General features: G+C 73.7%; 12 protein-coding genes and 1 pseudogene. 6 read left to right on the top strand and 7 right to left on the bottom strand.

What is annotated here, in order from left to right; genetic code table 11:
• Positions 1-184: 184 nt before the first annotated feature.
• Complete coding sequence (locus KPF47_RS23100) at positions 185-763, top strand: type 1 glutamine amidotransferase domain-containing protein (RefSeq protein WP_224390938.1); 579 nt, start codon at positions 185-187, stop codon at positions 761-763.
• A gap of 63 nt (positions 764-826) precedes the next feature.
• On the opposite strand, the gene KPF47_RS23095 is transcribed toward KPF47_RS23100, so the two are convergent.
• Positions 827-1,186 (bottom strand): TraR/DksA C4-type zinc finger protein, encoded by a 360-nt coding sequence (locus KPF47_RS23095; RefSeq protein WP_224390937.1) that lies wholly within the window; start codon positions 1,184-1,186, stop codon positions 827-829.
• A gap of 280 nt (positions 1,187-1,466) precedes the next feature.
• On the opposite strand from KPF47_RS23095, the gene KPF47_RS23090 reads away from it, so the two are divergent.
• Positions 1,467-2,264 carry an SDR family oxidoreductase gene (locus KPF47_RS23090; protein ID WP_224390939.1) on the top strand — a complete coding sequence of 266 codons (798 nt, stop codon included), beginning with the start codon at positions 1,467-1,469 and terminating at the stop codon, positions 2,262-2,264.
• Positions 2,265-2,311: 47 nt separating this feature from the next.
• Here the strand turns inward: KPF47_RS23090 and KPF47_RS23085 are convergent, their stop codons facing one another.
• From KPF47_RS23085 to KPF47_RS40370, 3 genes and pseudogenes are all read right to left on the bottom strand, one after another.
• On the bottom strand, positions 2,312-2,986 hold the full coding sequence (locus KPF47_RS23085; RefSeq protein ID WP_224386212.1) for a sigma-70 family RNA polymerase sigma factor: 675 nt from the start codon (positions 2,984-2,986) through the stop codon (positions 2,312-2,314).
• 308 nt (positions 2,987-3,294) lie between these two features.
• Positions 3,295-3,669, bottom strand: a pseudogene (locus KPF47_RS23080) (nuclear transport factor 2 family protein); the annotation flags it as partial.
• A 222-nt stretch (positions 3,670-3,891) separates the two neighbouring features.
• On the bottom strand, positions 3,892-4,074 hold the full coding sequence (locus KPF47_RS40370; RefSeq protein WP_224386213.1) for a DUF1508 domain-containing protein: 183 nt from the start codon (positions 4,072-4,074) through the stop codon (positions 3,892-3,894).
• A gap of 123 nt (positions 4,075-4,197) precedes the next feature.
• On the opposite strand from KPF47_RS40370, the gene KPF47_RS23070 reads away from it, so the two are divergent.
• Entirely contained in the window at positions 4,198-4,791 is a 594-nt protein-coding gene (locus tag KPF47_RS23070; protein ID WP_224386178.1) for a plasmid pRiA4b ORF-3 family protein, read from the top strand.
• A gap of 31 nt (positions 4,792-4,822) precedes the next feature.
• Here the strand turns inward: KPF47_RS23070 and KPF47_RS23065 are convergent, their stop codons facing one another.
• On the bottom strand, positions 4,823-5,668 hold the full coding sequence (locus KPF47_RS23065; protein ID WP_224386179.1) for an IS5 family transposase: 846 nt from the start codon (positions 5,666-5,668) through the stop codon (positions 4,823-4,825).
• A gap of 202 nt (positions 5,669-5,870) precedes the next feature.
• Between KPF47_RS23065 and KPF47_RS23060 the strand changes: the two genes are divergently transcribed.
• Positions 5,871-6,929, top strand: coding sequence for an SDR family oxidoreductase (locus tag KPF47_RS23060; protein WP_224386214.1), 1,059 nt, complete (start codon positions 5,871-5,873; stop codon positions 6,927-6,929).
• Positions 6,930-7,200: 271 nt separating this feature from the next.
• On the top strand, positions 7,201-8,289 hold the full coding sequence (locus tag KPF47_RS23055) for a TerC family protein (protein ID WP_224386215.1): 1,089 nt from the start codon (positions 7,201-7,203) through the stop codon (positions 8,287-8,289).
• On the opposite strand, the gene mgtE is transcribed toward KPF47_RS23055, so the two are convergent.
• Complete coding sequence (gene mgtE, locus KPF47_RS23050; protein ID WP_224386216.1) at positions 8,253-9,578, bottom strand: magnesium transporter; 1,326 nt, start codon at positions 9,576-9,578, stop codon at positions 8,253-8,255. The two genes, KPF47_RS23055 and mgtE, sit on opposite strands and share 37 nt — an antisense overlap.
• A 141-nt stretch (positions 9,579-9,719) precedes the next feature.
• Between mgtE and KPF47_RS23045 the strand changes: the two genes are divergently transcribed.
• Positions 9,720-10,106 (top strand): DUF3040 domain-containing protein, encoded by a 387-nt coding sequence (locus KPF47_RS23045; RefSeq protein ID WP_224386217.1) that lies wholly within the window; start codon positions 9,720-9,722, stop codon positions 10,104-10,106.
• A gap of 110 nt (positions 10,107-10,216) precedes the next feature.
• Here KPF47_RS23045 and KPF47_RS23040 read toward each other — a convergent pair whose 3' ends face one another.
• A complete protein-coding gene (locus KPF47_RS23040; RefSeq protein WP_224390908.1) occupies positions 10,217-11,560 on the bottom strand; it encodes an NtaA/DmoA family FMN-dependent monooxygenase in 1,344 nt (447 codons plus the stop codon).
• Between the last annotated feature and the right edge of the window lie 112 nt (positions 11,561-11,672).

The raw sequence follows: 11,672 nt of genomic DNA, 5'->3' as shown, positions 1-11,672 counted from the left end.
GGGACGCGGCCGCCGTCCGTGCGTCCATCCCGCCTCCCTGGGTCTCGCTGCGCTACTCAGCCGGGAGCGTAGCCGGTCGGGACGGGGCGCGACAGGGCCGTGTCCCGTCGTGCGCGATTGATCGCGAGCAGAGCGGGAAGCGGGAGGGGACAGCTACGAGCACGAGACCGAGGAGGAACCCACGGTGGCGAACGAACTGCAGGGCCGGACCGTCGCGATCCTGGCCGCGGACGGCGTCGAGAAGGTCGAGCTGGTCCAGCCCCGCGACGAGCTGCAGAAGGCCGGCGCCCGGGTCGAGGTGGTCTCGCTGTCCACCGACCCGATCCAGTCGATGTCGGCCGACATCAACCCGGACGAGAAGATCGACGTCGACCGGGCCGTCGCGGACGTGTCCGCCGACGACTACGACGCCCTGGTGCTGCCCGGCGGCACCGTCAACCCGGACAACCTGCGGGCCGACGCCACCGCGGTGGCGTTCGTGAAGGCCTTCTTCACCGCAGGCAAGCCGGTCGGCGCGATCTGCCACGGCCCGTGGACCCTGGTGGAGGCCGACGTGGTGAAGGGCCGCACCCTCACCTCGTTCCCGAGCATCCGGACCGACCTGCGCAACGCCGGCGCCACCGTCGTCGACGAGCAGGTCGTCACCGACAGCGGCCTGGTGACCAGCCGCAACCCCGACGACCTCGACGCGTTCTGCGCGAAGCTGATCGAGGAGTTCGCCGAGGGGAAGCACCCGGTGCACCCGGAGGGCGCGACCGCCTGAGAAGCCGTCGCAGCACGGCGACGGGCCCGGCACCCCGGACGGGGGCCGGGCCCGTCGGCACGCTCAGCCCTCGACGGGGCCGGGTAGCTGCGCGTCGTCCTCGGGGTGGTCGCGGCACCGGTCGGTGTCGGGGCGCACCTCGAGCCGCTCGTCGTCGATCTGCTCGCCGCACACGTCGCACCGGCCGTACTCGCCCGTGTCGAGCCGGGTGAGTGCCGCCCGGACGCGGACCGTGCGGGCGCGCCGGGTGCGCTCGTCCAGGTCGTGGGCCATCGACTCGTAGGCCCGCGAGCCCTCGTCGCCGAAGTCGAGACCCTCGCCGACGCGGTCGTCGCCCGGGGCCGGCTGCTCGGTGACCACCGGGCCGTCCTCGAGCCGGTCCAGCTCCTCGGTGAGCAGGGTGCGTGCCCGCTGCGCGTCCATCGGGTCTCCTCTCGTGCCGTGCGACCGGACGGCCGCACGGGGACCGGACTACCCCACCGGGAGGCGCGCACACGCACGTCGTTTCACCCCCGACGGCCCGGGTAGGCGTGGTCCGGCCGGCGGGTGCGGCCGTGTTCCCCCCTCGGTGGTGCCCGCCGGTGCCCACCCCGTCCCGACGAGGTCGCGTCACCGGCGCCGGCCCCGGACCGACCCGAGAGGGAGCCCCGTGCCCGACAGCCCGCCCGCCCAGCAGCAGACCCCGCCCGGTGACACCGGCGCGATGGACCCCGAGCCCCGCGACGAGATGCGCGGCTACCGGGGCCGCGACCTGCTCGCCGGCACCGTCGCCCTGGTCACCGGCGGCGACTCCGGGATCGGGCGTGCGGTGTGCGTCGCGTTCGCCAAGGAGGGTGCCGACGTCGCCCTGGCCTACCTGGACGAGCACGCCGACGCCGAGCACACCGCCGGGCTCGTCCGGGCGGAGGGACGGCGCTGCCTGACGCTGCCCGGTGACCTCGGCGACGCCGGGCACTGTGCCGAGGTCGTGCGCCGCACCGTCGAGGAGCTGGGCAGGCTCGACACCGTCGTGAACAACATCGCCACCCAGGAGCCGGTCGACGCACTCACCGACATCGACGACGACGCCTGGCTGCGGACCTTCGAGGTCAACATCCACAGCTACTTCCGGGTCACGAAGGCGGCCCTGGAGCACCTGCCCGACGGCGGTGCGATCGTCAACACCGGCTCGATCAACGGCCTGCGCGGGAACAAGAGCCTCATCGACTACTCGGCCACCAAGGGCGCGGTGCAGTCGCTGACCTACTCGCTCGCGCAGTCGCTGACCCCACGCGGCATCCGGGTCAACTGCGTCGCCCCCGGTCCGGTGTGGACGCCGTTGATCCCGGCGACGATGCCACCGGACACGGTCGAGGGATTCGGTGAGCAGACCCCGATGGGACGCCCCGCGTCGGCGGACGAGATCGCTCCGTCCTTCGTGTTCTTCGCGGCGCCGCGACTGTCGTCCTACTACACCGGCGAGGTCCTCGCACCGGTCGGCGGCGAGACGCTGCCGGGGTGAGCCTGCGGGCCCCGCCGCCGCGCCGGCGGCGGGGCGGCCGGGGATCCTCAGTCGCCGGCCAACCGCTCGCGCAGCCGCGCCAGGGTCCGCGACAGCAGCCGCGAGACGTGCATCTGCGAGATGCCCAGCTCGGCGGCGATCTGGGACTGGGTCCGGTCGCCGTAGAAGCGCAGGACCAGCATCCGCCGCTCCCGTTCGGGCAGCTCGTTGAGCGCCGCCCGCATGCCGGGGCCGTGCGCGGCGAGGTCCAGTGCCGGGTCCTCGGAGCCCATCCGCTCGGCGAGTGGCAGCTCCTCACCCGAACCGTTGTCGCCGACCGGCGCGTCCAGGGACTTGGCGTGGTGGGACTCCAGCGCGCCGAGCGCGTCGACGACCTCGCCGATGGGCACACCGACCTCGGCCGCGATCTCCGACGGCCGCGGCGGGCGGCCGAGCCGCCGCCCCATCTCGTCGGCGACCCGCCCGACGGTGACGGCGAGCTCCTTCAGGTCGCGCGGGACCCGCACCGCCCACGAGTAGTCCCGCAGGTGCCGCTTCATCTCGCCACGGATGCTCGGCACCAGGTAGCCGAGCGGTCCGCCGGTGGCCGACGACGGGTCGTAGCGGTCGACCGCCTTCACCAGGCCGAGCATGCCGGCCTGCTCGATGTCCTCGACGCCCCGGCCAGGAGCGGCGAAGCGCCGGGACAGGTTGCGCACGAGGGGACGGAACTCACGGATCACGTACTCGCGCAACGCGTCCCGGCCCGGCGCGCCGGGTGGGGTGGCCGCCAGCTCATCGAGGTCGGGGATGAGGTCGTCGTAGCCGCGGCGGCCGTCGCGGGCCGGGTGGGCAGGGTGGGACTTCGCATTGTCCCTCGCAATCGCCGATGGCAGGTGCGGGGTCCGCTGCGCGGTTGAACGGATCTCGTGTGGACCGGTGGGCGAGCGGATCCGCGTCGGCGGTGTCCTTCGTGCGCCCGGTACCGGGGATCCGACCGTAACCCCGGCCCGCGCGGTCCACAACCCGGGCGGGCGGGCCGCGGGGCGGCTCAGCCCCGGGCGCGCGGCGGGGTCACGAACACCGCGGTGTCGTAGTAGGTGCGCAGGGCGGTGACCGCGCCGGTGCCGTCGCCGGCGCCGTCGTCGGTGAGGTCGAGGACGGTGACCCCGCGCACGGTCACCGGGCGGCCCCCGGCGAGCACGGCGTCGCCGGCCCACTCCAGCGCGACGGAGTCGCCGGTCTGCACGGCGTGGTGGAAGGTCGTCGCGACCCGGTCGAAGGGGGAGCGGTACTCCCGCCAGAACGCTCCGAGGTCGGTGCGCGGCCCGCGGCCGTCGAGCCGCTCGGCCGTGGCGCCGTCGGCGAACCGGGCGAGCAGGTCCTCGGCGTCGCCGTCGCGCTCGAAGGCCTGCAGGGCGTCGGCGAACGCGCGGACCCGCCGGTCGGTGAGGTCCGTGTCCCCGGGGGGGGGTGTCCGCGAAGCCGGTGTCGTCGGGGGTGGAGTCGTCGCGGGTGGTGTCGTCCGGTGCGGTGTGTCGTCGCATGGCGGGCGGCTACCCGCCGGACGCGTTCCGACCCGTCGTGGACCGGACGCGTCCGGCGGGCTGCCGGTCGGGTCGGTGACACGGACCCGGGGCGGGTCCGTTCAGGCGTCGGTCTCGACGACGGTGGCGCCGTCGGCGGCGCGCTGGACCGACTCGCACCCCTTGTGGGCCGCGGCCTTGGTCTCGTAGGCCTCGCCCACGGCGACGACCTGCCCGTTGCTCGCCTTCAGCCGGAACCGGAACTTCCCGCCCCGGTCCTCGTACACCTCGAACTTGCCTGCCACAGTGGCCTCCTCGGCTCGATCGACCACCCGCTGATGGGCGCGGATGGGGGCGCACGTTAGACGTCGTTTCAGAAGTGGTGGGCCCGGTTCTGCCGGTGACGGCGGGGCTGGCAGCATCGGCTGATGGTCGCGCCTCGTGTGTCTGAGAAGACGAAGATTTTCGAGTTGGAGATCGTCCTGACCGAGGTGGTGCCGGCGGTCCGGCGTCGGGTGCAGGTGCCGGGCGAGGTCGACTTGGCGGTGTTGCACGAGGTGGTGCAGTCAGTGATGGGCTGGACGAACTCTCATCTGCACGAGTTCGAGATCGTCGGGCGCCGCTACGGGATCCCAGACCCGGACTGGCCCGGACAGGATGTCGCCGACGAGACGAAAGAGAAGCTGTTTCGGCTGGTCAAGGCTGGTGACCGGTTCGGTTACGTCTACGACTTCGGTGACAACTGGGCCCACGAGATCACCGTCGAGGCGGTCGCGGCCGTCGAGCCGGGAGTGTGCTATCCGCGATGCGTCGCCGGGCAGGGGGCGTGCCCGCCCGAGGACGTCGGCGGGATCGGGGGGTATGAGGACTTCCAGGCCGTGCTCGCCGACCCTGACCATCCCGACCGCGCCGAGCGCCTGGAGTGGGCGGGCGGGCCGTTCGACCCGCACCGCTTCGACCCTGACGAGGCCGACCGGGCCTTGGAGTGGCTGGCCTGGCGGCCGCTGGCCCCGACCTCGTAGGCGAGTGCCTCAGCGAGGGCTGGGTCGACCATCACTTCGGCTTCGGCTTCGGCTTGGTGAGGCGGCGGTGGCAGATCAGGGCGCAGGCCAGCGATAACAGCGCGGTGATCGTGGATTCGGCGCGGTCGTAGCGCAGCGCGAGGCGGCGGAAGTCCAGCAGCCAGGACATGGTGCGCTCGACGACCCAGCGGACCCGCCCGAGCCGGGTGGAGTCCTCGATCCCGCGCCGGGCGATCCGCACCCCGATCCCACGCCCACTCAGGTAGCGGCGGCAGCGGGGATAGTCGTAGCCCTTGTCGGCGTGCACCTTGTCCGGCCGACGTCGCGGACGCCCCGGCTGTCCCGCCCGTTCGCGGACGCCGGGGTTGGTGTCCAGCAGCGGGGCGAGCATCCGACTGTCGTGGGTGTTCGCCCCGGTGACCAGCGCATGCAGCGGGAGCCCGCCTCGGTCGCAGAGCACGTGGTACTTGCTGCCCGCCTTCCCGCGATCGGTCGGCGAGGGCCCGGTGGCCTCGCCGCGGCGCTTGGCCCGCACGCTCACGCTGTCCACCGCCGCCCGCGACCAGTCCAGCAGGCCCTGCTGGGCGAGGCGGTCGAGCATCACCCGGTGCAGCTGGGCCCAGACCCCGGCCTGCTGCCACTGCCGTAGCCGCCGCCAGCAGGTCACTCCGGACCCACAGCCGAGCTCGGCGGGCAGCGCGTTCCAGCTGATCCCGGTCTTGAGCACGAACACGATCCCGGCCAGAGCGGCCCGATCCGGCACCCGCGGACGGCCTGTCCGTCCCCGCTTGTGCTTGCGCGGCTTGGGCAGCAGCGGCTCCACCAGCGCCCACAGCTCGTCGCTCACCAATCGCTCGACACAAGATCGCCGCGCCACGACCGGACATGATCAGCTACCAGCGCCGATCCACACAGGACCGACACGCCGACTTCTGAAACGACCTCTTAGCCCAGATGGTGTTGCGGGGAGTAACGGAACGCCGTGCCCGGTGGGGTGGTTCCGACCGGGCCTCAGCGGGCTCTCAGCGGAGCGGGCGTTCTCAGGGGCCCCACAGCGAACCGTCCCTAGCGTCCGCGTCATGCCGACTGCACTGGTCACCGGAGCGAGCCGCGGGCTCGGCGCCGCCTACGCCCACGAGCTCGCCGAGCGCGGGTGGTCCGTCGTCCTGGTCGCGCGCGACGCCGTCCGGCTCGCCGACGTCGCCGAGCGGATCGGCCGCGCCACCGGCGCGATCGTCGAGACGCTGCCCGCCGACCTGACCGACCCGGCCGGGCTGGCGGCCGTCGAGCGCCGGGTCGTCCAGCGGGACCTGCCGGTCGAGCTGCTCGTCGACGACGCGGGTGCGGAGACCGGCCTCGACCGGACGGCCCTGGTCGGCCTGACCCACGCCGCCGTGACCGCGATGACCGCCCGCGGGCGGGGCGGGGTGCTGAACATCGCCGGGCACCTCCCGGTGCCCGGTGACGCCCACGGCGCGCCGCGGTCCTGGGTGCCGGAGTTCTGCGCGGGCGTCGCGGCCTCGTCGCACGGCACCGGTGTCACCGTCACCGCGGTCCTCACGGGCCGGATCCGGACCGACGACCCGCAGGGTCCACCCTGGCCCGAGCACCGTGACGTCGTGCGCCGCTCCCTGGACGATCTCGCCCGCGGCCGGACGCTGTCCGCACCGGGCCGGGTGCACCGGGCACTGGCGGGCTACCTGGAGGCGCCGGGGACCGCGCTGTGGCTCGCCGCCCGGGTGGCGGGCCGGGGCCGGGAGCATGGCCGGGACCCGGTGCACGGGCACACCCGGCCCTCGCCGGTGCCGACGCCGTTCCGGGACGGGCCCGCTCCGGCGCGGGGTCGGTCCGCCGCGACGGTACGGGCGGTGGGCTCCGCGACCCCGGCGCCGCCCGCGCTGCCGGAGGAGCCGGTGCGGCCCGCGCACGTCGCCGCCGCGACGTTCCCGGCGCCGCGGGTGTCGGGCACCGGGCCGCTGCCGGTCGTCCGCGCCCGCGCGACCGGCGCCGCCCCGCCGCCCGCCGCGCGGGCGGCCACGTCGGCCACCGCCCGCGCCGCCGTCCGCAGGCTGTCCGGCGCCGCACGTCCGGTGCAGCCGGCCCGCGCCGCCGCGACCGCGCGCCTGGCGGCGGGCTGACCCGGTGGGTGCGTCTCCGGGTGCGGGAGACGCCCTCCGGGAGGGTCACCGGTGGAAACGGACAGATGTGACGAGGCTCGCGTACCCCCCACTGTCGGAACCCGCGGTCGTGCCCTAGCGTTCTGTCCGTCGAAGGGGAGTACTCCCGAACACGGCGTCGCCGTCATCACGGAACCGGTCCGAGCCGGTCCCGGTGGCGCCGGTCCGCCGCGGTCACCGCGGCGGGCGGAGGAGACCTTCAGCGTACCTACCTGCGCTGGAGGGCCCTGTCATGAACGTTCCCCTCTGGGTGTGGCTGGCGACGCTCGCAGTCGTCGTCGGCATGCTGGTGTTCGACTTCGTCGGGCACGCCCGTGACCCGCACGAGCCCACGCTGCGCGAGTCGGCGATCTGGTCGGCCGGCTACATCGCGGTCGCACTGCTGTTCGGCGTCGGCGTCGGCGTCTTCTCCGGCTGGCAGTACGGCGGCGAGTACATGGCCGGCTGGCTGACCGAGAAGGCCCTGTCGGTCGACAACCTGTTCGTCTTCCTGCTGATCATGACGAGCTTCGCGGTGCCGAAGGTGCACCAGCAGAAGGTGCTGCTGATCGGCATCGCGATCGCGATCGTCATGCGCGGCGCGTTCATCGCGGTCGGCGCAGTGATCATCGAGCAGTTCGTCGCGGTGTTCTACCTGTTCGCGATCATCCTGTTCTGGCTGGCCTGGTCCCAGATCCGGGAGGCGATGTCCTCCGACGACCACGAGCAGGCCGACGCCGGCGACTCGAAGCTGATCCGCCTGGTCCGCAAGGTGCTGCCGACCTCCACCGAGTACGACGGCGCCAAGCTCGTCACCCGCATCGACGGCAAGCGCCTGCTGACCCCGATGGCGCTGGTCATCGTCGCGATCGGGCTGACCGACCTGCTGTTCGCGTTCGACTCGATCCCGGCGATCTTCGGGCTCACCCAGGAGCCGTTCCTGGTGTTCACCGCGAACGCGTTCGCCCTGCTCGGCCTGCGGCAGCTGTACTTCCTCATCGGCGGGCTGCTGGAGCGCCTGATCTACCTGGCGCACGGCCTCTCGGTGATCCTCGCGTTCATCGGCGTGAAGCTGACCCTGCACGCGCTGCACGAGAACAACGTGCCGTTCATCAACGGCGGGCAGCCGGTGCCGGTGCCCGAGGTGCCGATCTGGCTGTCGCTGCTGGTCATCACCGGGACGATCGCCGTCGCCGCGGTCGCGAGCCTGGTCATGTCCCGGCGTCGCGCCGCAGCCGCCCCCGCCTCCCCGGAGGTCGCCGGCTCCGACACCGACGACGCGCGGGACGGGACCGCGGACGCGGGTCAGATCCCCAGCACCACCCGGGCCACCGAGAAGTAGATCAGCAGCCCGGTCGCGTCGACGAGCGTCGTCACCAGGGGGGCGGACACCACCGCCGGGTCGATCCCGAGCCGGCGGGCCAGCAGCGGCATCGTCGCGCCGACCGTCGCCGCCCAGCCGCAGATCGCCACCAGCGTCACCGCCACCACGACGGCGACCTGGACCCCGACCAGCAGCGAGGCGACGAGCAGGCCGAGCGCGCCGAGCAGGGTGCCCAGCAGCAGGCCGACCCGCAGCTCGCGCCACACGACGGCGGGCAGGTCGGCGAGCCGGACCTCGCCGACGGCGATCGCCCGGACCGCCGCCGACGCGGACTGGGCGCCCGCGTTGCCACCGGTGCCGACCAGCAGCGGGATGAACAGGGCCAGGGCGGTGACCTGCTCCAGGGAGTCCTCGAAGATCTGCAGCACGTTGACCGTGAGGACTGCGGCGAGCAGCAGCACCGCCAGCCACACCGCGCGGGTGCGGGCCAGCTTCGTGACCCGCACGTACATGTAGTGGCCCGACCACGGCGCGGCACCGGACTGGCGGGCGGCGTCCTCGGTGTCGGCGCGTTCCAGGATCTCGACGGCGTCGTCGATGGTGAGCAGGCCCAGCAGCCGGTCCTCCGAGTCGACGACCAGCAGGTCGAGCAGGTTCGCCTCACCCATCAGACGGGCCGCGTCCTCGGCGGCGTCGGTGGCCCGCACCCGCGGCGCGTCGTCGTCGACGAGGTCGGCGACGGCGGCGTCCGGCCGGGCGAGCACCAGGTCGCGCAGCGAGACGGTGCCGGTCACCCGGCGTCCGGCGTCGGTGACGGCGAGGGTGTAGACGGTCTCGGCCTGCGCGCCCTTGCGCCGCACGACGGCCAGTGCCTCGGTCACGCTGCTGTGCAGCGGTACGGCGACGGTCTCCGGGGTCATCACCCGCCCGACCGAGCCGTCGGGGTAGCCCAGCAGCGCCGCGGTCATCGACCGTTCCCCGGCCGACAGCCCGGCCAGCACCCGGTTCGCGACCTTGGCCGGAGCCTCGCCCAGCATCCGGGCGCGGTCGTCGGGGTCCATCTCCTCGACCAGCGCGGTCACCGCGTCGTCGCGCAGCCCGGCCAGCAGCTCCTGCTGGTCGACCGGGTCGAGCTCCTCGAAGACGTCGAGCGCACGGTCCTTGCCGAGCAGCCGGAACACCCAGCCCGCGTCCACCGGTTCCATCCGGGCCAGCGCATCGGCGATCTCGTGGGCGGGCCGTCCGTCGAGCCGGTCGAGGACTCCGGCGGGGTCGTGGCGTTCGACGAGATCGGTCCAGCGGTCCATGCCGGTGATCCTGCCGCCGGTGCCTGCCGCGTGCAGCGGCGGGAGTATGTCCGTTTCGGTAGGATCGGTGACGTCTACCGCACATCCCGGATGACTGCCCCCGGGAGCGGGAACCCGGTCGGTGGCACCGAGGAGGTCACGATGTCCGTCACACCCCCGCCCCTGCCGCCGTCGTCCGGTGGCGGTACCGGCGACCCCGACCCGCGGCCGGCCGCTCGGCCGCTCGACCGCGACGAGGAGCTGCGGCTCTCCGGTCTCGAGCAGGAGCTGCGCCGGTCCGACCCGGAGCTGGACACCGAGCTGGGCGCTCCGCCCCGACCCGCGGGTGGCCGGGCGGACCGGATCCTGCAGGCCGTCGCGATCGCGGTGATCGTGCTGGTGGTCGTGCCGGGTGAGTGGGTCGCCGGGTTGCTGTCGTTCGGGCTGCTGCTCGGCATCCCGGCCGCGATGGCGTGGATCGCCGTCCGTGCGCACCGGGAGAACGTGGCCCGCGAACGGGCCGAGGGCAGCGGCGACGACCGCACCTGAGGTGCTCGTCCCGTCGTGACCGGCACCGTCGTGACCGGCACCGTCGTGGTCGGGACCGCCGGGAGCGGTGTCGTGCCGGGCACCGCCCCCGCCGGGTCACCGCGGCACGGTCAGCCCGCCGACGGGGCCGCCGTCGCCGCCTCGGTCGGGTCGGTCGTCGAGCGCACGGTGGGCAGCCCGAGGTGCTCGCGCAGCGTGCTGCCGGTGTAGTCGGTGCGGAACGAACCGCGCTCCTGCAGCAACGGCACCACCAGGTCGGCGAACTCGTCGAGCCCGCCCGGGGTGACGTGCGGGACCAGCACGTAGCCGTCCGCGGCGTCGGACTGGACCGCGTCGTCGATCGCGTCGGCGACCGTGCGCGGGCTCCCGACGAAGGTGTGCCGCCCGGTCACCTCGATCACCGTCTCGCGCAGCGACAGGCCCTTCTCCGCGGCCAGGGCGCGCCACTGGTCGGCGACCGCCTTCGGGTCCCGGTACTGGCGCACGCTGGCGCGGCCCTTCGACACCAGCTCACCCTCGACCGGGTCGAACTCGGGCAGCGGGCCGTCCGGGTCGCGGTCGGACAGGTCGGTGTTCCACAGCTGCTCGGCGAACACGATCGCGGTCTGCGGGCTGACCTGCTGGGCGCGGATCACCTCGGCGTGCTCGGCGGCCTCGGCGTCGGTGTCGCCCAGCACGTACGTCGCGGCGGGCAGGATCTTCAGGTCGTCCCAGGCGCGGCCGTAGCGGGCGAGGCGGCCCTTCACGTCGGCGAGGAACGCGCGCCCGGCCTCGGGCTCGGCGTGCCGGGAGAAGATGGCGTCGGCCGACGCGGCGGCGAACTCGCGCCCCTCCTCGGAGTCACCCGCCTGCAGGATGACCGGGCGGCCCTGCGGGCTGCGCGGCAGGGAGAAGCGGCCGTGCACGTCGAACTGGTCGGAGGAGTAGGCGAACCCGCCGCGGTCGTCCGGGCCGGTGCGGGAGTCCCAGATCGCGGCGGTCGCGGCGAGCTGCTCCTTGGCCCGCGAGTAGCGCTTCTCCTTCGGCAGGAACCCGCCGCGGCGGAAGTTCTCGCCGGTGAACGCGTCCCAGGAGGTGACCACGTTCCACGCGACACGCCCTCCGGACAGGTGGTCGAGGGAGGCGAACTGGCGGGCGACGTCGTAGGGCTCGGTGAACGTCGAGTTGATCGTGCCGGCCAGGCCGAGCCGGTCGGTGACCGCCGCGAGGGCGTTCAGGATCGTGAAGGTGTCCGGGCGGCCCATCACGTCGAGGTCGTAGATCTCGCCGCGGTGCTCGCGCAGGCGCAGTCCCTCGGCGAGGAACAGGAAGTCGAACCTCGCCCGCTCGGCCGTGCGCGCGAAGTGCGCGAACGACTCGAACTCGATGTGGCTGCCGGACGCCGGGTCGCTCCACACCGTGGTGTTGTTGACGCCCGGGAAGTGGGCGGCGAGGTGGATCTGCTTGCGTGGCATGCGTGTCCTCCCGACGTGGCTTCTACCGGTGCAACACCCTCCGGGCCAGGGTGTTCCCGAGCAGCTGCGCGCACTGCACACGACGACCACGATGATCGCCACCGTCAGCAGG

The organism is Pseudonocardia sp. ICBG1293 (genome assembly GCF_020131355.1).
GTDB lineage: Bacteria > Actinomycetota > Actinomycetes > Mycobacteriales > Pseudonocardiaceae > Pseudonocardia.
Note: the sequence above shows the minus strand (reverse complement) of the source record. Positions and strands in the feature narration are given on the sequence as shown.

Bases quoted from the DNA above. Each gene is read 5' to 3' on its own strand.
- KPF47_RS23040 (WP_224390908.1), bottom strand. From the start codon at position 11,560: ATGCCACGCAAGCAGATCCACCTCGCCGCCCACTTCCCGGGCGTCAAC.
- KPF47_RS23055 (WP_224386215.1), top strand. From the start codon at position 7,201: ATGAACGTTCCCCTCTGGGTGTGGCTGGCGACGCTCGCAGTCGTCGTC.
- mgtE (WP_224386216.1), bottom strand. From the start codon at position 9,578: ATGGACCGCTGGACCGATCTCGTCGAACGCCACGACCCCGCCGGAGTC.
- KPF47_RS23090 (WP_224390939.1), top strand. From the start codon at position 1,467: ATGGACCCCGAGCCCCGCGACGAGATGCGCGGCTACCGGGGCCGCGAC.
- KPF47_RS23045 (WP_224386217.1), top strand. From the start codon at position 9,720: ATGTCCGTCACACCCCCGCCCCTGCCGCCGTCGTCCGGTGGCGGTACC.
- KPF47_RS23060 (WP_224386214.1), top strand. From the start codon at position 5,871: ATGCCGACTGCACTGGTCACCGGAGCGAGCCGCGGGCTCGGCGCCGCC.
- KPF47_RS23095 (WP_224390937.1), bottom strand. From the start codon at position 1,186: ATGGACGCGCAGCGGGCACGCACCCTGCTCACCGAGGAGCTGGACCGG.
- KPF47_RS23070 (WP_224386178.1), top strand. From the start codon at position 4,198: ATGGTCGCGCCTCGTGTGTCTGAGAAGACGAAGATTTTCGAGTTGGAG.